The 25,128-nt window shown below is 72.5% G+C and carries 21 protein-coding genes and 2 pseudogenes; 11 read left to right on the top strand and 12 right to left on the bottom strand.

The window, feature by feature from the left end; genetic code table 11:
- Nucleotides 1–28 precede the first annotated feature (28 nt).
- Entirely contained in the window at nucleotides 29–409 is a 381-nt protein-coding gene (locus ACWEFL_RS10285) for a DUF1844 domain-containing protein (protein WP_451710090.1), read from the top strand.
- A gap of 57 nt (nucleotides 410–466) precedes the next feature.
- Here the strand turns inward: ACWEFL_RS10285 and ACWEFL_RS10280 are convergent, their stop codons facing one another.
- The 3 genes from ACWEFL_RS10280 to ACWEFL_RS10270 all read right to left on the bottom strand — a co-directional run bounded on the left by ACWEFL_RS10280 (nucleotide 467) and on the right by ACWEFL_RS10270 (nucleotide 3,321).
- The gene (locus tag ACWEFL_RS10280; protein WP_451710089.1) at nucleotides 467–1,231 is read right to left on the bottom strand and encodes an SseB family protein; all 765 of its coding nucleotides are present in this window, start codon (nucleotides 1,229–1,231) and stop codon (nucleotides 467–469) included.
- Between the two features lie 117 nt (nucleotides 1,232–1,348).
- Nucleotides 1,349–2,536, bottom strand: coding sequence for a type VII secretion-associated serine protease mycosin (gene mycP, locus ACWEFL_RS10275; protein ID WP_451710088.1), 1,188 nt, complete (start codon nucleotides 2,534–2,536; stop codon nucleotides 1,349–1,351).
- Nucleotides 2,533–3,321 (bottom strand): hypothetical protein, encoded by a 789-nt coding sequence (locus ACWEFL_RS10270; RefSeq protein WP_451710087.1) that lies wholly within the window; start codon nucleotides 3,319–3,321, stop codon nucleotides 2,533–2,535. The genes mycP and ACWEFL_RS10270 overlap by 4 nt, the downstream gene beginning before the upstream one ends.
- Before the next feature lie 1,147 nt (nucleotides 3,322–4,468).
- Here ACWEFL_RS10270 and ACWEFL_RS10265 point away from each other — a divergent pair.
- Nucleotides 4,469–5,662 (top strand): amino acid deaminase/aldolase, encoded by a 1,194-nt coding sequence (locus ACWEFL_RS10265; protein WP_451710086.1) that lies wholly within the window; start codon nucleotides 4,469–4,471, stop codon nucleotides 5,660–5,662.
- A gap of 201 nt (nucleotides 5,663–5,863) precedes the next feature.
- Here the strand turns inward: ACWEFL_RS10265 and ACWEFL_RS10260 are convergent, their stop codons facing one another.
- Genes ACWEFL_RS10260 through ACWEFL_RS10250 form a run of 3 tightly spaced genes read right to left on the bottom strand, consistent with a single transcriptional unit; the run spans nucleotide 5,864 to nucleotide 9,446 of the window.
- Nucleotides 5,864–6,664: a 3-oxoacyl-ACP reductase gene (locus ACWEFL_RS10260; RefSeq protein WP_451710085.1), complete on the bottom strand. Its 801-nt coding sequence runs from the start codon at nucleotides 6,662–6,664 to the stop codon at nucleotides 5,864–5,866.
- Between the two features lie 6 nt (nucleotides 6,665–6,670).
- Nucleotides 6,671–8,056: an aldehyde dehydrogenase family protein gene (locus tag ACWEFL_RS10255; RefSeq protein ID WP_451710084.1), complete on the bottom strand. Its 1,386-nt coding sequence runs from the start codon at nucleotides 8,054–8,056 to the stop codon at nucleotides 6,671–6,673.
- Nucleotides 8,057–8,081: 25 nt separating this feature from the next.
- Entirely contained in the window at nucleotides 8,082–9,446 is a 1,365-nt protein-coding gene (locus tag ACWEFL_RS10250) for a glutamine synthetase family protein (protein ID WP_451710083.1), read from the bottom strand.
- 330 nt (nucleotides 9,447–9,776) lie between these two features.
- Between ACWEFL_RS10250 and ACWEFL_RS10245 the strand changes: the two genes are divergently transcribed.
- From ACWEFL_RS10245 to ACWEFL_RS10235, 3 genes are all read left to right on the top strand, one after another.
- On the top strand, nucleotides 9,777–10,466 hold the full coding sequence (locus ACWEFL_RS10245) for a FadR/GntR family transcriptional regulator (RefSeq protein ID WP_451710430.1): 690 nt from the start codon (nucleotides 9,777–9,779) through the stop codon (nucleotides 10,464–10,466).
- Between the two features lie 105 nt (nucleotides 10,467–10,571).
- Complete coding sequence (eat, locus tag ACWEFL_RS10240; protein ID WP_451710082.1) at nucleotides 10,572–12,029, top strand: ethanolamine permease; 1,458 nt, start codon at nucleotides 10,572–10,574, stop codon at nucleotides 12,027–12,029.
- Nucleotides 12,030–12,164: 135 nt separating this feature from the next.
- On the top strand, nucleotides 12,165–12,851 hold the full coding sequence (locus ACWEFL_RS10235; protein WP_451710081.1) for a gamma-glutamyl-gamma-aminobutyrate hydrolase family protein: 687 nt from the start codon (nucleotides 12,165–12,167) through the stop codon (nucleotides 12,849–12,851).
- Nucleotides 12,852–12,929: 78 nt separating this feature from the next.
- On the opposite strand, the gene ACWEFL_RS10230 is transcribed toward ACWEFL_RS10235, so the two are convergent.
- Nucleotides 12,930–13,859: a LysR family transcriptional regulator gene (locus ACWEFL_RS10230; protein ID WP_451710080.1), complete on the bottom strand. Its 930-nt coding sequence runs from the start codon at nucleotides 13,857–13,859 to the stop codon at nucleotides 12,930–12,932.
- 70 nt (nucleotides 13,860–13,929) lie between these two features.
- Here ACWEFL_RS10230 and ACWEFL_RS10225 point away from each other — a divergent pair, with 70 nt between their 5' ends.
- Nucleotides 13,930–15,051 (top strand): TDT family transporter, encoded by a 1,122-nt coding sequence (locus ACWEFL_RS10225; protein ID WP_451710079.1) that lies wholly within the window; start codon nucleotides 13,930–13,932, stop codon nucleotides 15,049–15,051.
- Here ACWEFL_RS10225 and ACWEFL_RS10220 read toward each other — a convergent pair.
- The 4 genes and pseudogenes from ACWEFL_RS10220 to ACWEFL_RS10205 form a co-directional block, all read right to left on the bottom strand.
- Nucleotides 14,999–15,238: pseudogene (locus tag ACWEFL_RS10220) on the bottom strand (helical backbone metal receptor); the annotation flags it as partial. The gene ACWEFL_RS10225 and the pseudogene ACWEFL_RS10220 overlap by 53 nt on opposite strands.
- A gap of 168 nt (nucleotides 15,239–15,406) precedes the next feature.
- Nucleotides 15,407–15,991, bottom strand: coding sequence for a helix-turn-helix domain-containing protein (locus ACWEFL_RS10215; RefSeq protein WP_451710077.1), 585 nt, complete (start codon nucleotides 15,989–15,991; stop codon nucleotides 15,407–15,409).
- A 158-nt stretch (nucleotides 15,992–16,149) separates the two neighbouring features.
- Complete coding sequence (locus ACWEFL_RS10210) at nucleotides 16,150–17,958, bottom strand: ABC transporter permease/substrate binding protein (RefSeq protein ID WP_451710075.1); 1,809 nt, start codon at nucleotides 17,956–17,958, stop codon at nucleotides 16,150–16,152.
- Entirely contained in the window at nucleotides 17,951–19,117 is a 1,167-nt protein-coding gene (locus tag ACWEFL_RS10205) for a quaternary amine ABC transporter ATP-binding protein (protein ID WP_451710074.1), read from the bottom strand. Before ACWEFL_RS10205 ends, ACWEFL_RS10210 begins: the two co-directional genes overlap by 8 nt.
- A gap of 294 nt (nucleotides 19,118–19,411) precedes the next feature.
- On the opposite strand from ACWEFL_RS10205, the gene ACWEFL_RS10200 reads away from it, so the two are divergent.
- The 5 genes from ACWEFL_RS10200 (at nucleotide 19,412) to ACWEFL_RS10180 (ending at nucleotide 24,691) form a co-directional block, all read left to right on the top strand.
- Nucleotides 19,412–20,317, top strand: coding sequence for a 5'-3' exonuclease (locus ACWEFL_RS10200; RefSeq protein WP_451710428.1), 906 nt, complete (start codon nucleotides 19,412–19,414; stop codon nucleotides 20,315–20,317).
- Between the two features lie 181 nt (nucleotides 20,318–20,498).
- The gene (locus ACWEFL_RS10195; protein ID WP_451710072.1) at nucleotides 20,499–21,347 is read left to right on the top strand and encodes a siderophore-interacting protein; all 849 of its coding nucleotides are present in this window, start codon (nucleotides 20,499–20,501) and stop codon (nucleotides 21,345–21,347) included.
- 342 nt (nucleotides 21,348–21,689) lie between these two features.
- Nucleotides 21,690–22,319 carry a sigma-70 family RNA polymerase sigma factor gene (locus ACWEFL_RS10190; protein WP_451710070.1) on the top strand — a complete coding sequence of 210 codons (630 nt, stop codon included), beginning with the start codon at nucleotides 21,690–21,692 and terminating at the stop codon, nucleotides 22,317–22,319.
- Nucleotides 22,316–23,059, top strand: coding sequence for an anti-sigma factor (locus ACWEFL_RS10185; protein WP_451710068.1), 744 nt, complete (start codon nucleotides 22,316–22,318; stop codon nucleotides 23,057–23,059). Before ACWEFL_RS10190 ends, ACWEFL_RS10185 begins: the two co-directional genes overlap by 4 nt.
- A gap of 261 nt (nucleotides 23,060–23,320) precedes the next feature.
- Nucleotides 23,321–24,691, top strand: coding sequence for a cryptochrome/photolyase family protein (locus ACWEFL_RS10180; RefSeq protein WP_451710066.1), 1,371 nt, complete (start codon nucleotides 23,321–23,323; stop codon nucleotides 24,689–24,691).
- A 106-nt stretch (nucleotides 24,692–24,797) separates the two neighbouring features.
- Here ACWEFL_RS10180 and ACWEFL_RS10175 read toward each other — a convergent pair.
- Nucleotides 24,798–25,067 (bottom strand): annotated as a pseudogene (locus ACWEFL_RS10175) (class I SAM-dependent methyltransferase); the annotation flags it as partial.
- Between the last annotated feature and the right edge of the window lie 61 nt (nucleotides 25,068–25,128).

The following is a 25,128-nucleotide window of genomic DNA, read 5'->3' as shown; positions in this document are numbered from 1 at the left end:
GTGCGCGCCGGGGCATATCGTGTCCGTCATGAGTGACGCGACACCGACCCCCGCTTCCGACGTCTCCGGACAGTCGGCCGACTTCGACGCCATGACCCGCGACATCGCGGAGGTCCCCGCCGTCGAGGTGATCGTCACGGTCGCGGTGAATCTGATGAGCGCCGCCGCCGTGAAGCTCGGTCTCACCGAGGACGGCGCGGAGCACAAGGACCTGGACGAGGCGCGCAAGCTGGTGCACGCGCTGGCGGGCCTGCTGGACGCCGGGTTCACGGAGATCAGCTCCTTCCACGCGGCGCCGCTGCGTGACGGGCTGAAGTCCCTCCAGCTCGCGTTCCGCGAGGCGTCGCTGGTGCCGGACGCGCCGGGCCAGGGGCCGGGCGAGAAGTACACCGGCCCGGTCTACGGCTGAGAGGCCCTGGGGCCTCCGCCGACGGAGGGCGCGCGGCTTCATTCCCGTACCGCGGCTTCATTCCCGTACGAAGAAGGGCTCGCCCGGAGGGGTGGCGGCGGCCGGCAGCAGCGCCAGGTCGAGGCCCCGCACCAGGCGGGCCCTCAGCACGTCATGGCCGGCGAGCGCTTCGGCGACGCGGCGGGCGGCCCCGGCCGGGTCGGCGTCCTCGGCGAGCACGAGGGCGAGGGTGCCGTCCGTGTCGCCCGGCAGTAGATGGGCCCGGATCACCGAGGGCTCGGCGGCGGCCACCTCCCGTACCGCCCCGGTGACGGCCGGATCGTCCAGCGGGTCGGCGCTGGTACGGCCCTCGGCGAGCGCGAGCAGCGCGGAGCCGGTCAGCTGATAGGGAACGGGCCCGGCCAGATCCAGTACGACGGTGTCGGCCTGCTCGTGGGAGGCGGCCTGGAGCGCCCGGCCCAGCGGTACGGCGATGGGCCGGGCCCCGGGGTCCCAGCGGTGGAGCGACTCGATCGAGGTGAACGCGGGCAGCGCCCGCCGGTCCCCCGCGGTCAGCACCGGCACGGCCATGTCGCTGGTCTTCTCCCGGCGCAGCACCCGTCCCGGCTTCGCCGCGGGGCTGCCCGCGGCGACCTCGACCGTCTCGGCCTCGCCGAGCCGGGCGACCACGGGGATCAGCAGTCGTGCGCCCAAGAGCGCCTCCAGCACCGGGCGTTCGGCCGTCCGGTCCGCGGCCCAGGCGGCGAGCGCGGCCGCCAGCCGTGGATCGGCGGTGCCGTCGTCGTCGGAGAAACCGGGGTCGGGAATGTTCTTGAGCGCCACGGGTCGAGCCTAGTGGCCGGGCGCCTTCCCGGTGGCGGCGGGTGGGCCGGGCACCGGACGCCGTGGAGTGCCGCGGTGCCGGAGCCGACGGCTGTTCCCGTTGCCGGAGCCGGGGCTTCAGACGCCGCCGGTGCGGGAGGCGCGCCAGAGGACGGTCGCGGCGGCGAGCGCCAGTGCGCCGAGGCCGCCGACGAGCGGGACGAGCCACGCGGCCGGACCGGAGTCGGACGCCGACGTCCGGGGGCCCTGGCCGAAGTACTTCTTGGTGTAGCCCGCCGTGGCCGCCTTGGGGTCCCCCGGCCGGAGTTTCGCCGCGGCCTTGATCGCGGCCGCCGGATCGACCATGCCGTAGCCGCGCGCGTCGTCCCGGCCCGCGCCGGGGCTGTCGCCCGCCGTGTCGATGAGGAGCTGCTTGATCTGCGCGGGGGTCAGTCCGGGGTGGGCGGAGCGTACGAGGGCGACCGCGCCCGAGACGAACGCGGCGGCGATGCTGGTGCCCCAGCCCTGGTAGTACTTCCCGTCCGGTTCCGGTATCACCACGTCGACGCCGGGCGCGCTGACCGTGGCGTACCAGCGGCGCGTGGAGAACGGCGCGCGGTTGCCGAAGCGGTCGACCGCGGTGACCGCTATCACCCCCGGATAGGCGGCGGGGTACGAGATGTGGTCGCCCTTCTCTCCGCCGTTCCCGGCGGAGGCGACGACGGTGACGCCCTTGGCGAGGGCGTACTGGACGGCCGCGTCCTCGCCCGAGTCCGCGCGCGCGGACTCGCTGTCGTCGCCGAGGGAGAGGTTGATGACGTCCGCGCCCTGGTCGGCGGCCCAGCGGATGCCTTCCGCGAGCGCGTTGCTGCGGGACCCGCGGGCCTTCTGGCGGGCCGCGTCGGTGCCTTCGAGGATGACCCGTACGGGCAGGATCTTCGCCTCGGGCGCGATGCCGATGACACCGGCCTCGTTGCCGAGGCCGTGGCCGTGGGCGGCGATGATGCCCGCCATGGCCGTGCCGTGGAGGGCCCATTCGCTGTCGCCGCGCGAGGCGCCGAAGCCTATGAGGTCCTTGCCCGGCAGCACGGACTCCTTCAGATCGGGGTGCTGGTCGTCGACGCCCGTGTCGAGCACGGCGACCGTGATGCCCGCGCCCTTGGTCGTACGCCAGACCTCGTCCGCGTTCAGGGCCTCGAGGCCCCACTGCTGGGCCCGGATGCCGTCGGCGTGCGCGGGGACCGACGGGAGGAGGGTGAACAGCGTGGCCGCGGCGATCGCGGCCACCCTCCGGCGACGGCGGCGGGCTGTGGTCGTTCCGGTCATTTCGGGGGCTCCGTGGCCGGCGGGGTGAGGGTTCTGGTCAGCGTCCGTCCGATGCCCTCCGCGAGTCCCTTCGCCTCATGGCCGAGCCCGGCCTGCGCGGGCGCGGAGGTCGCTCCCCTGGCCTGGGCCGCGGCGGCGGGCTGCGGATCGGCGACCGGGCGGCCGTCGGCGAATCCCGAGACCGCGTAGAGGACGACGGGTGCTTCGGTGAGGACCGTGATGGCCCAGCTCGCGCGCTGCCGGTCGCCGAACCGGGCGGCGACGGTGCCCTCGGCGGGGAAGGCGCGGGGCATCAGATCGGGGCGCTCGGCGAGGCTCTCCCGTGCGAAGCGGGCCTTCAGGGCCTTCATGTCGTCCGCTTCTGCCTCGGTGAAGACCATGCCGACGGTGGTGACGTTGGTGGAGGTCGCGTCGGTGTAGGTGGCGCGGAGCACGCGGGCGCAGCCGACGGGCTTCAGTGTGGTGACGAGCAGGGGGGCGAGCGCGGTCGCGCAGTCGCTGTCGGGGGCGACGGCGACCCGTGTCCAGATCCGGTCCGCTCGGCCCGGTCCCGCGTTGTCGCCCTTGAGCGTGCGCGGGAAGAGGGTGTCCACGGGGGCGGTGTGCCAGAGGGTGTGGCCCTTGCCGTAGGCGGTCTCGGCCGCGGTCTCGGCGCTGGAGTCACGGATGAGCCAGCCGGCGGTGATCGCGCCGCCGATCATCCCGAGCCCGAGGACGGCGCAGGCGACGGCGCCGAGGGCGCGGCCCGGACGGCGCGTGCGTATCGGGCGCAGCCGGGTGGTCACCTCGCCGGGCCGCTCGGGCGGCGGCCATGGGATCCGTCCGGCGTCGGACGCGGCGCCCGGTGCGGGGCCGGGCCCAGCGGTCGATGTCCACGGACTCCATCCGCCGTCCGGTGCGGCGGTTCGGGGCGCGGCGGCGCGCCTCAGCCGGGTGGTGGTCTCCGTCGGCGGGGTGTCTGGCCGGGGCGGGGCCGCCGGGGGGACGGGCGGGGCCGTGGGGCGCGGGGAGTCCGGGGTGGCCGGACCGCTCGGACCGTTCGGGGGACGCTGTGGCACCGGCCCGGTGCTCGCGGCGGGTGGTGTTCCCGGCGCGTCGGGCGGTGCGGCCGGGGATCGCGGGGGCGGTGCGCCGGTGTGGACGCCGGCTGCCGCGCCGGCTCCCGGAGGTTCGGCGCGCAGGCGGCGGGTGTCCTCGTCGGGCACGGGCGTCCCCGGCCGGGGCGTACTCGGCCCGGCGGGGGGCGCGGTGGGCCGGGGAGGGGCCGAGGGGCGGTCGGGGGCGGCCGGGGAGTCCTCGCGGAGCCGACGGGTGTCCTCGTCCCGATCGGCGGACACGGCCGGGCGAGGTGTGCCCGGCTCCCGGGGCGCGGGGCGGCTCGCGCCGGAAGCGCGCCGCGGGCTGTTCGGCGGGGGGCCGGGGGCGTACGACGGCGCGGGGCCGTGGCCCGGCCGGGCCGGAGGTGTCGGGGGGCGCGGCGGCACGGGAGGACGGTCGCCGGACGCGGAGCCGGCGGAGCCGGACGTGTCGCCGCTCGGGTCCGGTCGGGGGGCCGCGTCCGGGCGGGGCGGGAGTGTGTGTCGCCCGTCGTCCGGCGTGTCCGTGTGGGGCAGGAGCGCGGCGATGCCCGATGGCCGGGGCGGGTCCGGGGAGCGGAGCGCGTCCGTGATGCGGGACCGCTGAGGGTGCGGCGGGTGCGGGGGTGTGTCGTCGGGTGGGCCGGGAGGGCGTGGTGCCTCCGTGCTCATGCCGACCCCCGTCTCTCGTGCCCGTACGGCGACGGACCGCCCCTGGGAGCAGGCCCGTTCGTCGCCGCGTCTGCGTCACTCTACGGGTTCGAACGGGGCCCGCGGCACCGAGAACGGGGCTCCGTGGGGATCTGCCCAGAACATCCCCCTACCCGGTGGTAATCCGGTCTGGCAAGCTCAGGACATGACTCCCCGCGCAGCCGACCGGGCCCGTTTCGACCGTGCCACCGTCCATCTCGACGCACCGCTCGCCCTGGTCGACCTCGACGCGTTCGACGCCAACGCGGACGATCTGGTGCGCAGGGCCGGGGGCAAGCCCGTCCGGGTGGCGAGCAAGTCCGTGCGCTCCCGCGCACTGTTGGAGCGGGTGCTCGCCAGGGACGGGTTCGCGGGGGTCATGTCGTTCACGCTGGCCGAGTCGCTGTGGCTGGCGCGGGCGGGGTTCGGGGATGTGCTGCTGGCGTATCCGTCGGCGGACCGGAGCGGGTTCGCGGAGCTGGCGGGCGATCCGAAGCTGGCCGCCGCGGTGACCGTGATGGTCGACGACACGGCGCAGCTGGAGTGGATCGACCGGGCGAGGGCGGGCGGCAAGGAGGAGATCCGGGTCTGTCTGGAGATGGACACCGCGCTGCGTCTCCTCGGTGGCCGGGTGAGGATCGGGGCGCGCCGTTCGCCGCTGCGGGAGCCGGCGCAACTCGCCGGGCTGGCGCGGTCGGTCGCCCGTCGTCCGGGGTTCCGGCTGGTGGGGCTGATGGCGTACGAGGGGCATATCGCCGGGGTCGGCGACTCGGTCGCGGGAAGTCCGGTGCGTTCGGCGGCGGTTCGGCTGATGCAGCGGGCGGCGCGTACGGAGCTGGCGGAGCGGCGGGCCGCGGTGGTGCGGGCGGTGACGCCGGATCTGGAGTTCGTGAACGGCGGCGGCACGGGAAGCGTGCAGCACACGGCCGCCGAGGACGCGGTGACCGAGATCGCGGCCGGTTCCGGGCTGTATGTTCCGCGGCTGTTCGACGACTACACGTCCTTCTCCGGCCGTCCGGCCGCGCTCTTCGCCCTGCCGGTCGTGCGCCGGCCCGGTGTAGGGGTGGTGACCGTGCTCGGCGGCGGCTACCCGGCGTCCGGTGCGGCGGGCCGGGACCGGCTGCCGGTTCCGTATCTGCCGGAAGGACTGCGCTACGACCCGCGGGAGGGCGCGGGCGAGGTGCAGACTCCGCTGCTCGGCTCCCCCGCCGACGATCTGCTGATCGGCGACAAGGTGTGGTTCCGGCACGCGAAGGCCGGGGAGCTGTGCGAGCGCTTCGACACGCTGGAACTGGTCGAGGGTGACCGGGTGGTCGGGAGCGTGCCGACGTACCGGGGCGAGGGGCGGACGTTTCTGTAGCGTCCGGGGACGGCTGGCTGCGGCGTCAGCCGGTCCGCGGCGTCAGCCGGTGAACAGCCCGCAGGCGTACGGGAGGCCGGTGCGGCGGGGTCCGGGACCGGTCGCACCCGCCGGAGTCGCCGTCCTCGCCCCGGCCCCGGGGGTGCTGGGGCGTCCCGGGGGTGCTGGGGCGTCGGGGTGAGGACGGGTCGACGGGTGGGGCTACAGAGGCGTGACGTACGCGCCCGCGATGCCGCCGTCGACGAGGAAGTCCGTCGCGTTGACGAACGAGGAGTCGTCGCTGGCGAGGAAGGCCACGGCGGCGGCGATCTCGTCCGCCTCGGCGAACCGCCCGACCGGGATGTGCACCAGTCTGCGCGCGGCCCGCTCCGGGTCCTTGGCGAAGAGCTCTTGGAGCAGCGGGGTGTTGACGGGGCCGGGGCAGAGGGCGTTCACCCGGATGCCCTCGCGGGCGAACTGGACGCCGAGTTCGCGTGACATGGCGAGGACGCCGCCCTTGGAGGCGGTGTACGAGATCTGGGAGGTCGCGGCTCCCATGATCGCCACGAACGAGGCGGTGTTGATGATGGAGCCCCGGCCCTGGCGCCGCATATAGGGGATGGCGGCCTTGCAGCACAGGTAGACGGAGGTGAGGTTGACGTCCTGGACCCGCTTCCACGCGTCGAGGCCCGTGGTGAGGATCGAGTCGTCGTCGGGCGGTGAGATGCCCGCGTTGTTGAAGGCGATGTCGACGGAGCCGTAGGTCTCGAAGGCCGTCCGGAACAGCGCCTCCACCTGTTCGGCGTCGGTGACGTCCACGCGGACGAAGGTGCCGCCCACCTCGTCGGCCGCGGCCTTGCCGCCTTCTTCGTCGATGTCGCCGCAGACGACGTTCGCGCCCTCGGAGGCGAGTCGGCGTGCGGTCGCCAGCCCGATACCGCTGCCCGCGCCGGTGATGACGGCCGTACGGCCCACCAGGCGGCGGCAGACCTGCTCGGTCCCGGTGTTGGGTGCCTCGGTCATGGGTGCTCAGACCTCCGTGCTGAAGTAGACGTTCTTGGTCTCGGTGAAGGCGGTGAGGGCGTCCGGGCCGAGTTCGCGGCCGAGTCCGGACTGTTTCCAGCCCCCGAACGGAGTCGAGTAGCGGACGCTGGAGTGGGAGTTGACGGAGAGATTGCCCGCCTGGACCGCGCGGGAGACGCGGACGGCGCGGCCGAGGTCACGAGTCCAGATGGAGCCCGAGAGTCCGTATTCGGTGGAGTTGGCCAGCCGGATCGCGTCGGCCTCGTCGTCGAAGGGCAGGACCGCCGCGACCGGTCCGAAGACCTCCTCGCGGGCGGCCGGGGCATCGGGCGCGATATCGGTGAGGACGGTCGGGGGGAACCAGAAGCCGGGCCCGTCGGGGGCGGCGCCCCGGATGCCGGGCAGGTCGTCGGGGACGTACGAGCGGACCCTGTCCAGCTGGGCACGTGAGATCAGCGGGCCCATCGCGGTCCGCTCGTCGGCGGGGTCGCCGACGACGACCGACTCGATCGCGGGTGTGAGCAGTTCCAGGAAGCGGTCGTACACCGAGCGCTGCACGAGGATGCGGGTGCGGGCGCAGCAGTCCTGGCCGCTGTTGTCCAGAAAGGACATGGGGGTGGCGGCGGCGGCCGCTTCGAGGTCGGAGTCGGCGAAGACGATGTTGGGGCTCTTGCCGCCGAGTTCGAGGGTCACCCGTTTCACCTGCTCCGAGCAGATCGCCATGATCCGCTTGCCCACGCGGGTGGAGCCGGTGAACACGATCTTGGCGACGCCCGGGTGCCGGACGAGCGCTTCGCCCGCGACGTCGCCCGCGCCCGGAAGGACCTGGAAGAGCTGGTCCGGCAGTCCTGCCTCCAGGGCGAGTTCGGCCAGTCTGAGCGCGGTCAGGGGGGTCGTCTCCGCCGGCTTGAGGAGTACGGCGTTTCCGGCCGCGAGAGCGGGCGCGGCGCCCCAGGCGGCGATCGGCATGGGGAAGTTCCAGGGCGCGATCACGCCGACGACGCCGAGGGGTTCGAGGAGGGTGATGTCGAGGCCGCCCGCGACGGGGATCTGACGGCCATTCAGGCGCTCGACTCCCCCGGCGGCGAAGTCGAGGAGGTCGCGGACGTTGCCCGCTTCCCAGCGGGCGTTGCCGATGAGGTGTCCGGCCTCCTCGACCTCCAGCCGGGCCAGTTCCTCCCGGTGCTCGTCGACGACGGTCGCGAAGCGGCGCAGCAGCCGGGCCCGGTCGGCGGGGGCGGCCGCCGCCCAGCTCCGCTGGGCCGTGGCGGCGCGGGCGACGGCGGTGTCGACCTCGGCGGCCGTCGTCGCGGCGACCTTGCGGACGACCTCGCCCGTCGCGGGGTTGAGAACCTCGTGGTGCGTGTACGGCAAGACGTTCCTCACAGACATCGGGGCTGCGGTGAGCAGACGGGCTTCACAGGCGTTCGAAGGAGCGGCGCAGCTCCCAGTCGGTGACCGCGGCGTCGAAGGCGGCGAGTTCGATCCGCGCCATGTTCAGATAGTGCGCGACGACCTCCTCGCCGAAGGCCGCCCTGGCGATCGGGCTCTCCTCCCAGAGTCCGGCGGAGTCGCGCAGGGTGGTGGGCACCTGTGCGTGGCCCGCCGTGTACGCGTTCCCGGTGCACTCCTCGGGCGGCTCCAGTTCGTTCTCGATCCCGTACAGGCCCGCCGCGATCAGTCCGGCGACGGCGAGGTGGGGGTTGACGTCGCCGCCCGGCAGTCTGTTCTCGAAGCGCAGGGAACGGCCGTGTCCGACGACCCGGAGCGCGCAGGTGCGGTTGTCGTATCCCCAGGCGACGGCGGTCGGGGCGAAGGTGCCGGGCTGGAATCGCTTGTACGAGTTGATGTTGGGCGCGTACAGAAGGGAGAAGTCGCGCAGCGCGGCCAGTTGTCCGGCGAGGAAGTGGCGCATGAGCGGGGACATGCCGCCCGGCCCGTCGCCCGCCATCACCCCGTTCCCCTCGGAGTCGGCGAGCGAGAGGTGGATATGGCAGGAGTTGCCCTCACGCTCGTTGTACTTGGCCATGAACGTGATCGAGACGCCCTCCTGGGAGGCGATCTCCTTCGCGCCGGTCTTGTAGACGGCGTGCTGATCGCAGGTGACCAGGGCGTCGTCGTAGCGGAAGACGATCTCGTGCTGGCCGGGGTTGCATTCGCCCTTGGCGGACTCGACGGTGAGCCCGGCGACGGTCATGTCGTTGCGGATCCGGCGCAGGAGCGGCTCTATCCGTCCGGTGCCGAGGACGGAGTAGTCGATGTTGTACTGGTTGGCCGGGGTCAGTCCGCGGTAGTCGCGGTCCCATGCCTGTTCGTAGGTGTCCTTGAAGACGATGAACTCCAGCTCGGTGCCGACCCGTGCGGTGAGGCCCAGCTCCGCGAGCCGCTCCAGCTGGCGGCGGAGCACCTGGCGCGGGGCCGCGACGACGGGCGTGCCGTCGCTCCAGGCGAGGTCGGCGATGAGCAGCGCAGTGCCCTCGTGCCAGGGGATCCGGCGCAGGGTGGTGACGTCGGGGTGCATGGCGAAGTCGCCGTAGCCGCGCTCCCACGAGGACATCTCGTAGCCGTCGACGGTGTTCATGTCGGTGTCGACGGCGAGAAGGTAGTTGCAGCCCTCGGTGCCGTGTTCCAGGACCTCGTCCAGGAAGAACGGGGCGGCGAACCGCTTCCCCTGAAGCCGCCCCTGCATGTCCGGGAAGGCGAGCACCACGGTGTCGATCACGCCGTTCGAGACGAGGACGCGCAGTTCCTCGACCCCGAGCGGGGGTTTGCGGTCTGCCACGGGATTGTGCCTCCTTGGATCAGCCGAGAGCCATAAGGTATTACTGAAGACCATTGAATGGGAAGAGGAAACGTCGACGTGGCGAAGACGAATGACGCGGCGAACGCGGCGAACCCCCCGGACGCGGCGGATCCGGCCGGTCCCGCGGACATCGAGCGGATCGAGTGCGACGAAAGCACCGAGGGGGACGAGGGCGACGAGGGCGTCTCGGCCGCCGGAGGCGTTCCGGGCGTACTCGCGGCCACGGGTACGGGTGCGGGTACGGCGACAGGTGCGGGTGCGGGTGCGGGTACGGGTGCGGGCACGCCCGGGGAAGACCGCCTCACCCCCGTGCTCCGCCCCGTGCGCGCGGGCAACGGGTTCGAGGAAGCCCTGGAGCAGATCCTCCAGTTGCTGCGCCTCGGGCTCGTGCCCGGCGGGGAGCGGCTGCCGGCGGAGCGCGAGCTGGCCGAGCGGATGGGGATCAGCCGGGTCACGCTGCGCGAGGTGCTGAAGGTCCTCACCGATCAGGGACTGGTGGAGAGCAGGCGCGGCCGGTACGGCGGAACGTTCGTCCTCAGCCGCCCCGACGCGCACGGCGAGGACGAGCTGCGCCGGCGGGTGGCCGGGGTGAACGTGGAGGACACCCTGCGGTTCCGCGAGGTACTGGAGGTCGGGGGCGCGGGGCTGTGCGCGGCGCACGGGCTGACGGAGGACGGCGCGCGGCGGCTGCGTACGGCCCTCACGGCGACGCACGACGCTCCCCTGAACGAGTACCGGCGCCAGGACACCCTGCTGCATCTGACGCTCGCCGAACTCTCCGGGTCGCCGAGTCTGAGGGCCCAGTACGCGGCGGTACGGGCGACGCTCAACGACCTCCTGGACTGCATCCCGCTGCTCGTACGGAATCTGGAGCACTCGCAGCAGCAGCACGCGGCCGTGGTGGAAGCGGTGCTCGAAGGGGACGCGGACGGCGCGCGGGAGGTCATGCGGGAGCACTGCGAGGGGACGGCGGCGCTGTTGCGGGGCTTTCTGTCGTAGCGGGGAGGGGCCCGGCGACGACAGCGGCTTGACGCAAGGGGCTTGCGCATTCGGAGACGGACCGCAATGGTGTCCGCACAAACCTTTGAATGCCGGGAGTGACCCATGGCCGAAGGCACCACACAGAAGTCTCCCTTCCCAGCCGACACCCACCCCGACGACGCTTATCTGAGACGCCGCATGCTGCGCAGAGGCAGCGCGGGATGGCTGCTGCTCACCGGGCTCGGAGTGGCCTATGTCGTCTCCGGCGACTTCTCCGGCTGGAACATCGGTCTGTCCGAAGGCGGTTTCGGCGGACTCGCGATCGCCACCCTGGCGATGGGCGTGATGTACACCTGTCTCGTCTTCGCCCTCGCCGAACTCTCGGCCATCCTGCCCACCGCGGGCGGCGGCTACGGCTTCGCCCGGCGGGCGCTCGGCACCTGGGGCGGATTCCTCACCGGTACGGCGATCCTGATCGAGTACATCCTCGCGCCCGCCGCGATCTCGATCTTCATCGGCGACTATGTCGAATCCCTCGGTCTCTTCGGCCTGGAGTCGGGGTGGCCGGTGTATCTGGCCTGCTTCGCGGTCTTCATCGGCATTCATCTGTGGGGCGTCGGCGAGGCCCTGCGCTTCAGCCTGGTCGTGACCGCCATCGCCGTGGCCGCGCTGCTGATCTTCGCCGTGGGCGCGTTCACCGACTTCAGCGCGGGAAACCTCGATGACATCCCGGTCGACGAGGAGGCGTTCGGCTCGGGCTCCTGGCTGCCGTTCGGACTGCTGGGGATCTGGGCGGCGTTCCCGTTCGGGATGTGGTTCTTCCTCGGGGTCGAGGGCGTCCCGCTCGCGGCGGAAGAGGCCAAGGACCCCGTACGGTCGATGCCGAAGGCGCTCTCGATCTCCATGGGGATCCTGGTGCTGCTGGCCGTCCTCACCTTCTTCGCCGCCACGGGCGCCCGTGGCTCCGCGGCCATTCAGGAGGCCGGGAACCCGCTGGTGGTGGCGCTCCAGGGCGACGGCGATCCGACCGCGCTGAGCCGCTTCGTGAACTACGCGGGGCTCGCCGGGCTGGTCGCCTCCTTCTTCTCGCTCATCTACGCCGGCTCCCGCCAGCTCTTCGCCCTCTCCCGCGCCGGATATCTGCCCCGGTTCCTCTCGCTCACCAACCGCCGCAAGTCGCCCTACCTGGGGCTGCTGATCCCCGGCGCCATCGGGTTCGCGCTCGCCGCGTCCACCGGCGACGGCGCGCGGATGCTGAACATGGCGGTCTTCGGAGCGACTATCAGCTACGCGCTCATGGCGCTCTCCCATATCGTCCTGCGCCGCCGCGAGCCGGGGCTCGTCCGCCCGTACCGCACTCCGGGCGGCGTCCTGACCTCGTCCGTCGCCTTCGTGCTGGCACTGTCCGCGCTGGTGGCGACGTTCCTGGTGGACAAGGACGCCGCGTTGATCGCGCTGGTCGTCTACGCGGTCGCCCTCGCCTACTTCGCGCTCTACAGTCGCCGTCATCTGGTGGCCAGAGCCCCGGAGGAGGAGTTCGCGGCGCTCGCGGCGGCCGAGGCGGAACTCCAGCGGGACTGACGGCAGCTGGACTGACGGCAGCGGGGCTGACGGCAGCGGGGCTGAACGGAACAAGACGGAACGCGAACAAGTACGTGAACGAGAACGAGAACGGAATCGACCGGGCCCGACCCGGTCGAAGAGAACGGAGTCACCGTGCCCAAGCCGCTCATCGGCGTCACGACCTATCTCACCCCGGCCGCCTGGGGCGTGTGGGAGATGCCCGCCGCCCTGCTGCCCGCCGCCTATCCGTCACTGATCCAGCGGGCGGGCGGGCTCGCGGCGATGCTCCCGCCGGACGCGGACGCCGCGTCGGCCGACGCCGTCGTGGCCCGGTTGGACGGCCTGGTCATCGCGGGCGGCGGGGACGTCGAACCAGCACGGTACGGGGCCGAGCCCGACCCCCGTACCGGCCCGCCCTCGCGAGACCGGGACGCCTGGGAACTGGCGCTGATCCACGCGGCCCTGGCCACGGGAACGCCCCTGCTGGGAATCTGCCGCGGGATGCAGTTGCTGAACGTGGCGCTCGGCGGCACCCTGATCCAGCATCTGGAGGGCCACACCAAGGACGTGGGCGTCTTCGGCGTCCACACCGTGACCCCGGTAGCGGGCACCCGCTACGCCGCCATCGCCCCCGAGCCGGTCCGGGTCCCCACCTACCACCACCAGGCCGTGGCCCGTCTGGCCCCGCCCCTCATCGCCGGCGCGCACGCGGACGACGGGACGGTGGAGGCGGTGGAACTCGCGGACGCGGGGTGGGCGCTGGGGGTCCAGTGGCACCCCGAGATGGGGGACGACACCGCGGTGATGGCCGCGCTGATCGAGGCGACGGGCGGGGCGTGAGCCGTCGGCGGTGACGGACGGACCTGGGGCAGGGCCCGTACCGGCCCCTGCTGTCCGGACGGCCCGACGCGGTGCGGGTCAGGCCGACGCGGTGCGCGTCAGGCCCAGCAGGTCACGGGCGGCCCCCGTGGGCTTCTGGGAGCGCCGCCAGACGGCGCGCAGGGACCTGTCCAGACTGATGTCCGGGACGCGGACCTCGACCAGACGGCGGGAGGAGAGTTCTTCCCGCACGGCCAGCTCGCTCAGGACCGCGGGGCCCGCGCCGCTCACCGCCGCCGCCTTGGCCGCGGTGGTGGAGGCCAGTTCGAGCAGGGGATCGGCCAGGCCGCCGTACCCCGCGAGAGCCGAGTCGAGCACCTGACGGGTGCCGGACCCGTACTCCCGGAGGATCAGGGGGGTCCGGGCCAGCTCCCCGGCGGGAAGCGGGGTACGGCGGCGGGTCCAGGGGTGTCCCGGCGCGGCCACGACGATCAGGCGGTCGTGTCCGATGACGGCTCCGTCCAGGCCCTCGGGGACCGCGAGGCCCTCCACGAAACCGAGGTCGGCCTCGCCCGCGAGCAGGTGCGCGGCGACCGCCGCCGAATTGTCGGCCATCAGGGAGACCGCCGTGTCCGGGCGGTGCGCCCGGAGCGCGATGAGCCAGCCCGGCAGCAGATACTCCGCGATGGTCATGGACGCGGCGACCCGTAGCCGGGAGTCCCTGTCTCCCCGCAGCGCCCGCGTCCCCGCGTCGAACGCCTCCGCCGCCTCGACCACCCGCCGCGCCCAGTCCGTGACGAGCACCCCCGCCTCGGTGAGCCGCGACCCGCGCGGGGAGCGGTCGACCAGGGCGACGCCGAGCCGGCGTTCCATGGAACGGACGCGGCCGCTCGCGGCGGGCTGGGTGATGCCGAGTTCCCGCGCGGCCAGCCCGAGGCTGCCGTGGCGGGCGATCGCGATGAGCAGCTCCAGCGCGCCGAAGTCCGGTACCCGGTGCGCGAGCGGCACCCACTGATCACCCATGCTCATTAGTCCAGCTTATGGGGTCATAGGAACAACATCCCTGGTGGGAGGCGGCTCACGGCCCGAGAGTGAGGTCATGGTCACCGCCGTGCACCCGCGTGTCCGCGCCCGTTCGTCCCCCGTACGGCTGCCATCCCTCCGCCGCGTCGGACCCAACTGGTACGCGACCGTCATGGGCACCGCGGTCGTCGCCAACGCGGGCGCGGCGCTCCGCCTTCCCGTGCCCTCCGCCGTGCTGGTCGCGGTCTGGGCGGTGTCCGCCCTGCTGCTCGGCCTGATGCTGTGCGCCCGTGCCGGGCACTGGATCCACCACCGTGACCAGGCACGCGCCGATCTCCTCGACCCGGCGGTGGCACCCTTCTACGGCTGTCTGTCCATGGCCCTGCTGGCGGTGGGCATGGGCGCGCTCTCCGTCGGCCGGGAGCTGATCGGCGAGCGCGCGGCCGTCGCGATCGCCCTGGGGCTCTTCGCCGCCGGGACGGCGGTGGGGCTGGCGGCGGCCGTCGCCGTCCCGTATCTGATGATCGCGCGCCACCGGATCGCGCCGGGCACGGCCTCGCCCGTGTGGCTGCTGCCGGTGGTGGGCCCCATGGTCGCGGCCTCCTTCGGTCCCCAGCTCGTGCCGCATCTGCCGTCCGGCCAGTGGCGTGCGGCGATGCTGCTGGGGAGCTGCGCGATGTTCGGGATCAGCCTGCTGGCGACGCTGATGATCCTTCCGGTGGTGTTCTCCCGGCTGGTCCACCAGGGGCCGCTGCCGCTCGCGGCGACCCCGGCGCTCTTTCTGGTGCTGGGGCCGCTCGGCCAGTCCACGACCGCCGTGGGCCATATGGCGGACATGGCCCCGTATGTCACAGCCGCCCCCTACGCGGGCCCGCTCGCCGTGCTGTACGGGGTCTCGGTGATGGGGTTCGCCGTGCTGTGGCTGGCGCTGGCCGGTGCGCTGGTGGTGCGGGCCGCGCGCCGGGGGATGCGGTTCTCGATGACCTGGTGGGCCTTCACCTTTCCCGTCGGCACCTGTGTGACGGGCGCCGCGAGCCTGGCTCACCGTACGGAGTTCGCGGCGTTCGGCTGGCTCGCCGCCGGGTTGTACGGGCTGCTGGTGACGGCCTGGGCAGTGTCCGGGGTCCTCACCGTACGCGGCCTCCTCAGCGGAGAGCTGCTCGCAGCGCCGCGCCGAGCACGGCCGGGGCCTCGGTGAGCGACGGCCCGTACCAGGTGAGATGACGACCGCTGACGAGTGCGGCGGGCAGATCCGGAAACTCCTCCGGCCCGTCGGACGCGGTGAAGCGGTACGGCTCGTCGGGCAGGACGAGCAGCCGGGCTCCGGCGGCGCGGAGTTCGCCGAGGGGGACGCGGGGGTAGCGTTCGGCGTGGTCCGCGTACACAGCACACCCCTACCGGTCACCCACCGACGCACAGACACCCGCGCACCCATCCGGTCGCTCGCCCTGCACCGCCCCCCGACCCCAGCGCACCCCATCCGCTCACTCGCCAGGGAGACACCCGTCCAGACGGCCCCGCTCCCTGAACCGGCCCGATCCGAACGGACAACCCTAGGTTTCCGGCGGCGACTCGATGTGCTCGGCGACCGTGACGACTAGGATGCGGGTCTCCGTGCCGGTGGCCCGCCAGCGATGCCGTACGCCACCGGACAGGAACAGGGTGTCACCACGGCCCAGCCGGTAGGCGCGGCCCTCCGCCTCGACCTCCACGATGCCGTCCGCGATGTACATCAGTTCGTCGTTGCGGTGCTGGAACTCGCCTTCGGTGTCGTGTTCGCCGCTGAACTCCAGGGCTTCCAGCTGGTGCCGTCCCCGGACCAGCCGCCGGGCCCTCGGCACCGTCGGGATCCGGTCGGGATCCGCGCGGACGACGGCGACGGTGCGAGCGGCGTCGGACGCGGCCATCAGCTTTCCGGTCGTCGTCTCCAGGGCGTCGGCGACCCGCTGGAGGGAGCGGACGCTGGGGCGGGCGCGGTCGTTCTCGATCTGGCTGAGGAACGGTACGGAGAGCCCGCTGCGCTCCGCGACCGAGGCGAGGGTGAGGTCGAGCGCCCTCCGCCGCCTGCGCACGGCGGTGCCCACCCGAAGACGCTCGGTCTCTTTCGGGTCCTTGCCGTCCTTGGCGTCAGCGTCCATGCGCCGGGCTCCCCTTCCTGCGTTCTGTACAACCTTACGCAGCTTCCGGCGCGGCTTCCCCCGCGCAGAGGTCCCGAAGCGGTACCGGTGGGAGGACAGCCGGACGGGGCGGTCGCCGCCACTGGCGGGGACCGCCCCGTTCCGCTGCGTGACAGAACCTACCGGGAGGCCGGGGCCACCCGGTCCACGAAGCCGGGGTTCGCCTTCAGCCAGGTGCGTACGGCGTCCTGTTCCCTGCCCTTGCCGGAGCGCTGGATCTCGGCCTCCAGACCCGTGAGCTCCTTCTCGGTCATACGGAAGTCCTTGAGCCACTTCGCGGCCTGGGGGTGGTCCTCTGAGAAGCCGTCGCGCGCGAGGGTGTGCACGCCGTCGCCCTTGCCCCATGACCCCTTCGGGTCCTTGAGCTTCTTCAGGTCGTAGGTGCTGTACGCCCAGTGGGGGGACCAGAGCGTGGTGAGGATCGGTTCCTGCTTGGCGTAGGCGCGCTTCAGCTCGGCGAGCATGCCGGGCGTCGAGCCGTCGACGACCTTGTACTCGCCCTCCAGGCCGTACTCCTTGAGGACCTTGTCCTTGAGGAGGCCCATCATTCCGGCGCTCGGCTCGATGCCGATGATCCGGCCCTTGAACTCGGCGGACCGGCCCTTGAGGTCGTCGAGCGAGTCGATGCCCTTCACATAGGAGGGGACCGACAGCTCCAGGGAGGTCGGGCCGAACCAGGATCCGAGGTCTTCGAGCCTGTCGCCGTACTTCTCCCAGTAGGAGGCGTGGGTGATGGGCAGCCAGGAGTCGGTCTGGAAGTCGATCTGACCGTTCGCCATGCCGGTGTAGAGGGCGCCGGTCTCCAGTTGCCGGACGTCGACCTCGAAGCCGCGCTGTTCCAGGATCTCCTTCCACAGGAACGTCGAGGCGATGGCCTCGTCCCAGGGGATGTAGCCCATGCTGAGCTTCTCGCCCTTGCCGATGTCGGACGCCCCGGCGGCGGACCCGGTGGCGGGGGCGGCGGGGCCGAAGAGGCTCATCCCGCCCGCGACGAGCGCGAGGACGACGACGCCGACGACCGCGAAGGAGGTCTGCGGGCGGCGGTTCCAGATCTTTCGGCCGCCGGCCGCGGAGGCCGCCGCGGCGATCGCCCGGCGGCCGAGCGGGGAGACCTGGCGGCCCAGCTCGCCGGTGATCCGGTCGAGGTACATGGCGAGGACGACGATGGAGACGCCCGCCTCGAAGCCGAGGCCGATGTCGACATTGCCGATGGCGCTGTAGACGGCGCCGCCGAGCCCGCCGCCGCCGACCATGCCCGCGATGACGACCATGGACAGACCCAGCATGATCACCTGGTTGACGCCGGCCATGATCGTGGGCAGCGCCAGTGGGAGCTGTACCCGCAGCAGGGTGTCGCGCGGGGTGGTGCCGAAGGCTTCGGCGGCCTCGACGAGTTCCTCGTCGACCTGGCGGATGCCGAGTTCGGTCATCCGTACGCCGGGTGGCAGGGCGAACACGATGGTGGCGATGATGCCCGGAACCACGCCCACGCCGAAGAAGATGATGCCGGGGATCAGATAGACCATGGCGGGCATCGTCTGCATGAAGTCCAGGACCGGCCTGATGAGAGCGCTGACCGCCTTGGAGCGGGAGGCCCAGATGCCGACCGGAACGGCGATCGCCAGGGTGACGACCGTGGCGACGAGCACCAGGGAGAGCGTCGCCATCGCCTCGTCCCACAGCCCGACCGAGTCGATGAGCGCGAAGCCCGCGAAGGCGAGCACTCCGGGCAGCAGTCCGCGCAGCCACCAGGCGAGGACAGCGAGGATCCCGCCGAAAAGCAGCGGCTCGGGCGCGGAGAGGACCGCGTCGAGGCCGTCGTACATCCCGGTGACGAGCGAGCTGACGGCGTCGAAGAGCCAGGTGAGGTGGGACTGGAGCCATTCGACACCGCTGTCGACCCAGTCGCCGAGCGGGAGCCTAGGCACCGGCCACCGCCTGGGCGTGACCACGGCCTCGCGACGGGGACGGGGGTCCGGACGGTGCCCGCCGCGGGGACGGACCGGACGGTGTCCGGGGGGACGGGTCGGGGGTCGTGTCGCCGAGGGCGGCCAGCAGCCGGGACCGTGTGACGACTCCGATCAGCCCGCCCTTCGCGCAGGTGACGGCGACGGCCGCCCCGCTGGCCGAGCAGGGGGCGAACAACTCGGTGATCGGCGTGTCGGCCGGGACGGCGGCGGGCGCGGCGGCCAGGACGTCGGCCGCGCTCCTCGGCCCGCCGCCGCCGGCCGCGTACGCGGACTCGGGGCCGGTCATGATCGCGCCCGCGGTGAGGAACCGTGAGCGATCGACGTCACGGGTGAAGGAGGCGACATAGTCGTCGGCCGGGTCGACGAGGATCTCCTCTGCGGTGCCGGTCTGGACGATGCGGCCGTCCCGCATGACCGCGATGCCGTCGCCGAGCCGCATGGCCTCGTTGAGGTCGTGGGTGATGAAGACGATGGTCTTCTTCAGCGTCTTCTGGAGTTCGAGGAGCTGGTCCTGCATATCGCGGCGGATCAGCGGGTCGAGCGCGCTGAAGGACTCGTCCATCAACAGCAGATCGGCGTCCGTCGCGAGCGCGCGGGCGAGTCCGACGCGCTGCTGCATACCGCCGGACAGCTCGTCGGGCCAGGAGTCCTCCCAGCCCGCGAGCCCCGCCATGCCGAGCGCTTCGGCGGCGCGCCGGTCGCGTTCGCGACGGTCGACGCCCTGCACCTCGAGGCCGTAACCGGCGTTCTCCAGGACGCTGCGGTGGGGGAAGAGCGCGAAGTGCTGGAAGACCATGCTGATCTTCCGGGAGCGCACGGTCCGCAGCTCACGCGGGCTCAGGGCGGTGAGGTCCTGGCCGTCGAACAGGACACGGCCCGCGGTGGGCGCGAGCAGGCCGTTCAGCATGCGCAGCAAGGTGGACTTGCCGGATCCGGACAGACCCATGACGACGAACGTCCGGCCCGGCTCCACGGTGAACGAAGCGTCGATCACCGCCGCCGTCGTGCCGTCGGCACGCAGCTCGTCGCGGTCGGCGCCGCCTTCGAGCCTGCGTACCGCGTCATCGGGTCGTTTGCCGAACACCTTGTACACATGCTCGGCCTGAAGCCTGGACACATACACCTCACGCGTAGAACGGGAAACGGTCTGCCTCCCCCGTCGGCAGACCGTGGAGCACGACGGGTTCCGCCCGCTTCCCGGCACGACGCGTGGCGTCGCATCCGGGTCCGCTCCGGGCTCGCGCCTGCCCCCGACCTCACGCATCAAACGCAACAGTGACTCACATCACGCAACTGTGCTGGTCAGGGACCGGGAAGAACGGCGGCGACCGATACTCGCAGGGTTCCCGGCCGGTGGCTGCCCGCCGCTGTCGGTGCGCTGCGGCATCATCGGGGTGTGACGCGACGCCTGATGCTCCTCGACACCGCTTCCCTGTACTTCCGGGCCTATTTCGGGGTCCCCGACTCGGTCCGCGCCCCGGACGGCACCCCGGTGAACGCGGTGCGCGGACTGCTCGACTTCATCACCCGACTGGTGCAGGACCATCATCCGGACGATCTGGTGGCCTGCTGGGACAACGACTGGCGGCCGCACTGGCGGGTCGAACTGATCCCCTCGTACAAGGCGCACCGGGTGGCCGTCGAGACCCCGACGGGCCCGGACGAGGAGGAGACCCCGGACACCCTCGCCCCCCAGGTCCCGGTGATCGCGGAGGTGCTGGACGCGCTCGGGGTCGCCCGTGTGGGCGTGGACGGGTACGAGGCGGACGATGTCATCGGCACCCTGACCGCGAGGGCCACCGGCCCGGTCGACATCGTCACCGGCGACCGCGACCTCTACCAGTTGGTGGACGACGCCCGTGGGCGGCGGGTGCTGTACCCGCTGAAGGGGGTCGGGACGCTCCAGACGACGGACGAGGCGTGGCTGCGGGAGAAGTACGGCGTGGACGGCCCCGGCTATGTGGATCTGGCGCTGCTGCGCGGCGATCCGAGCGACGGGCTGCCGGGGGTGCCCGGCATCGGGGAGAAGACGGCGGCCAAGCTGCTGGACGCCTTCGGCGATCTGCCCGGGATCATGGCCGCCGTCGACGATCCGGCGTCCCGGCTGACGCCGTCGCAGCGCAAGCGGCTGGACGAGGCCAGGGACTATGTGGCGGTGGCGCCGAAGGTGGTACGCGTGGCGTCGGATGTACCGCTGCCCGCGTTCGACCCGGCGCTGCCGTCCGGGCCGCGCGATCCGGCGGCGCTCGACGCGCTGGCGGCGCGGTGGGGTCTCGGCGGCGCGCTCCAGCGGCTGCTGACCACGCTGCGGGCCTGATTCCGCGGAGCGCCGAGGGCCCGCTCCCCCGGAGCCCCGCGGGCCTGATTTCCCGGAGCCCCGCGTTCCGGGCGATGGATCGTCCGCTGTTCCCGTGCTGAGGTTTCAGGACTCGAGTGTTAACTTAGGCAAGCCTAAGCCAAGCATGAGTTCAGCAGTGCACGAGTTCAGGGAGACCGCCGTGGCAGACCGACCGGCCCGTAAGTCACCGACGCCGTACGAGGCGCGTGTGGTCCGCACCGAGCGGCTCAGCCCGCATATGACGCGTGTCGTCCTCGGCGGGGAGGGGCTGGCCGGCTTCTCCCTCGAGGGGTACACCGATCACTATGTGAAGCTGCTGTTCCCGCCGCGGGGCGTCGCGTATCCGGAGCCGTTCGACCTCGAGCGGATCCGGGCGGAGTTCCCGCGCGACCAGTGGCCGGCCAACCGCACGTACACGGTGCGGAGCTGGGACGAGGCCGACCGTGAGCTGGTGATCGACTTCGTGGTCCACGGCGACGAGGGGCTCGCGGGCCCGTGGGCGGCCCGCGCCCGGATCGGCGAGCCGATGTGGATCATCGGTCCCGGCGGGGGTTACGCCCCCGATCCGGCGGCCGACTGGCATCTGCTGGTGGGTGACGAGAGCGCGCTCCCCGCGGTCGCCGCCTCTCTGGAGCGGATGCCCGCCGGCGCGGTCGTCCACGCCTTCGTGGAGGTCGAGGACGCCGGGGAGGAGCTGAAGCTCACCGCTCCCGACGGAGTCGAGGTCCGGTGGCTGCACCGCGAGGGCCGTCCCGTCGGCGAGGCGCTGGTGGCCGCGGTGTCCGAACTGGACTTCCCCGAAGGCCGGGTGTGCGCCTTCGTGCACGGCGAGGCGGCCTTCGTGAAGGAGCTGCGGCGTCATCTGCGGCTGGAACGGCAGGTGCCGCGCGAGCAGTTGCATATCTCGGGCTACTGGCGGCTCGGCCAGACCGACGAGGCGTGGCGCGCGGTCAAGCGGGACTGGAACGCGCAGGTGGAGCAGGAGCAGGAACAAGAGCGGGCGGCCTGACCGCCTTTCATTTCTCCCGTCGCACGCGGTCCGGCGGATGGCTTCGACAGCCGTCCGCCGGACCGCGTTCGTGTGGGCGCGGGGCCCGCCGGAACCGGCCCCGCGCGAGAGGACCTCCCCGCCCCGGTGGCCTTGGCGCCCCGGTGGCCGTCACACCCTGACGGACCGCCAGAAACCCTTACGGAAGGGCGGATCCTACGGAAGGGCGGATCCGTCGCACGGCCGGGCAGCCCGCCCTGCCGGTCACGCATGAGCGATGACGGGAAGGCCCGCGTACCTCGAACGCGTGCGACCATCTGCGCACCCGGACCAATCCGCCGCCGCCCCGGCGTCGAATGGCCGATGAGATCCGTCCGGACCACCTGCCGCACAGTGGAGGAGAGCCGCGTGAACGACCCCGTATTCGTCGGCGGTCCCGCCTCGGCGAGACCGGATCTGCAACAACTGCTGGGCCAGGTGGCCCAAGGCGATCAAGAGGCTTTCTCGCGGGTGTACGACGCGGTCTGCGGACCGGTGCTCGGGCTGGTGCGGGCCGTGCTGCGCGATCCGGCCCAGTCGGAGGAGGTGGCCCAGGAAGTGCTGATAGAGGTGTGGCGTACGGCCGCCCGCTTCCAGCCCGCCCGCGGATCGGCCATGACCTGGGTCCTGACCCTCGCCCACCGGCGGGCCGTGGACCGGGTCCGGTCGGCCCAAGCCGCGACCGACCGCGAGCGCCGAGCGGCACTGCTCGACCGAACCCCCGCGTTCGACGAGGTCACCGAGCAGGTGGAGGCCCGGCTGGAACGCGAGCAGGTACGGCGCTGTCTGGGCGGGCTCACGGAACTCCAGCGGCAATCGGTGACCCTCGCGTACTACCGGGGTCTGGCCTACCGCGAAGTGGCCGAACTGCTCTCCGTACCGCTGGGCACGGTCAAGACGCGACTGCGCGACGGCCTCATCCGGCTGCGCGACTGTCTGGGGGTGAACGTATGACCGCCGCCGATCTGCACACACTGACCGGGGCCTATGTCCTGCACGCGCTGGCGTCCGAGGAGCGGGCCGAGTTCGAACGGCATCTGCGGGAGTGCCCCTCCTGTGCCCAGGAGGTACGCGAACTGGCCGCCACCGTCGGCAGGCTGGGCCTCGCGGTGGCGGTGACTCCGCCGCCCGCGCTCAAGCAGCGGGTGATGCGGCAGGTGTCCGCCGAACGCCAGCAGCCGCCGCGTGTCAGCGGAATCCACGCGGGACGCCGCCGCGGCGGGCGGGCGTCGCGCTTCGTCCTGGCGGCCTGTGTCGCCGCGGCGGTGGCCTTCGGCGGAGTGTCCTTCTGGCAGCACCAGGAGGCCGAGGACGCGCGGCAGGCCGCCGAGCGGGCCGAGCGGCGGACCGCCGACCTGGCCGCGGTGCTCGCCGCGCCGGACGCCAAGGTGACGACGGGGAAGCTGAAGGAGGGCGGAAACGGCACGGTCGTCGTCTCCCGGAGCCGCGACCGAGCGGCCTTCCTCGCCTCCGGAATGCCGAAGCCGCCATCGGGCAAGGTCTACCAACTGTGGTTCGACGACGGCGGCACCATGCGCCCGGCCGGCCTGATGGACCCGGACTCCTCCGACAGCGCCGTACTCATGAGCGGCCCCCTGGGCGAGGCGTCGGGCATGGGCGTCACGGTCGAACCGGCGGGCGGCTCGGCCCAGCCCACGACGGATCCCGTGGCGCTGTTGAGCTTCTCCACATGAGCCGGCCGGCCTCCCCGGAGCACCCAGCGCTCCCGGACCGCCCTCCGCCCTCCGCCCTCGCGTATCCGCACCCCCGGGCTCCTCGGCCGCCCGCGGCGCATCCGCCCCCTCACACCATCCGATACACCGGAAATTCCAGATATAGGAGTGATGACCGCTACGGTCGGATTGCCCGAGGAACCGCCCGGTGAGCCGAGCCCTCCGCTCCCGCCGTTGAACTCACCCGCCTGATGCGCTTCCCCGCCCGAGGAAGGACGACGTATGGCCGTCTCCGTCATGCTCTTCACCTCCGATCTGCGCGTGCACGACCAACCGGCGCTGAGCGCCGCGGTACGCGAGTCCGGAACGGTGGTACCGCTGTTCGTGCTCGACCGGGGAGTACGGCGGGCGGGGTTCGACGCGCCCAACCGGCGTGCCTTCCTCGCCGACTGTCTGGCTTCCCTGGACACGGGCCTGCGGGAGCGCGGCGGCAGGCTCGTCGTCCGTCGCGGCGATGTCACCGAGCAGGTCTGCCGGGTCGTCACCGAGACCGGCGCCCGCTCGGTGCACATCGCGGGAGGCGTCAGCGCGTACGCCAAACGCAGGGAGGACGAGCTGCGCGTCTCGCTGAAGGCGGTCCGGTGCGCGCTGCACGTCCATGACGGCGTGGTCACCGCGCTGCCACCCGGCCGGGTGACGCCCGCCGACCGCGACCATTTCGCGGTCTTCACCCCGTACTTCCGCAGATGGGGGGAGACCGGGCCGCGCCTGGCCCTGGCCGCGCCGCGACAGGTGGTGGTGCCCGAGCTGCCCGGTCATCCGCTGCCCCGGCGCGCTGCGGTGACCGGGGTGTCGCCGGGACTCGCCAGGGGCGGCGAGCACGAGGGGCGGGTCCGGCTGAAGAGCTGGCTGGCCCGTGCCCGTACCGGAATCGCGTCGTACGAGGACCGCCATGACGATCTGCCCGCCGACGCCACCTCCCGGCTGTCGCCGCATCTGCACTTCGGCACGCTGTCGGCGACCGAACTCGTGCAGCGGGCCCGGCGAAAGGGCGGACCGGGGGCGGAGGCGTTCGTTCGGCAGCTGGCCTGGCGGGACTTCCATCACCAGGTCCTCGCCGCCCGTCCCGACGCCTCACACGCCGACTACCGGGCGCGCGGCGACCGCTGGCGCGAGGACGAGAGGGAGATCGCCGCCTGGAAGGAGGGCCGCACGGGCTGCCCCATCGTGGACGCGGGCATGCGGCAGCTGCTCCACGAGGGCTGGATGCACAATCGGGCCAGACTACTGACGGCGAGCTATCTCACCAAGACGCTGTACGTGGACTGGCGCATCGGAGCCCGTCACTTCCTGGACCTGCTGGTCGACGGGGACATCGCCAACAACCAGCTCAACTGGCAGTGGGCGGCGGGCACCGGCACCGACACCCGCCCCAACCGGATCCTCAACCCGCTCGCCCAGGCGAGGAGATTCGACCCGCGGGGTGACTACGTCCGCCGCTGGATCCCCGAACTGTCCTCCCTGAAAGGGCCGGAGATCCACCGGCCCCAGGAACTGTCCGGTGCGGAACGCGCCCGACTCGACTACCCGGAGCCCCTGGTGGACCCCGCGGAGGGCCGGGCACGTTTCGAGAGGGCACGGGGCCTGCGCTGACCGGACCCGGCCCACGGCCCGGTACGGCTCCGGGTCCCGCCGGGCGGCACCGCGTCCGACGGGACCCGACAGCCGCCGGACGCCGCCGGTGTCGCCGCCGGACAGGTCACGCCCGGTCCTTGGTGAACATCAACTGCTCCACGTCCAGACATCCGGAGCGGAACCCCGCCTCCGAGTAGGCCAGATGGAAGTCCCACATCCGCCGGAACGTGGCACCGAAGCCGAGCGCCTCGGCATCGGCGGCCCGGACGTTGAACCGTTCCCGCCACAGCCGCAGGGTTTCGGCGTAGTGCGGTCCGAAGGTGTCGCGACCGGTGGGACGAAGGGAGGTACAGCCCATGGATATCTGCTCGATGGCCTTGGTCGACGGCGGCAGCCTCATCCAGGGATTCGATGCCGGCACGCCGGTGGATTGGTTGAATCCGCCCGCTCTCCTC

It is taken from the genome of Streptomyces sp. NPDC004838 (genome assembly GCF_053600955.1).
Note: the sequence above shows the minus strand (reverse complement) of the source record. Positions and strands in the feature narration are given on the sequence as shown.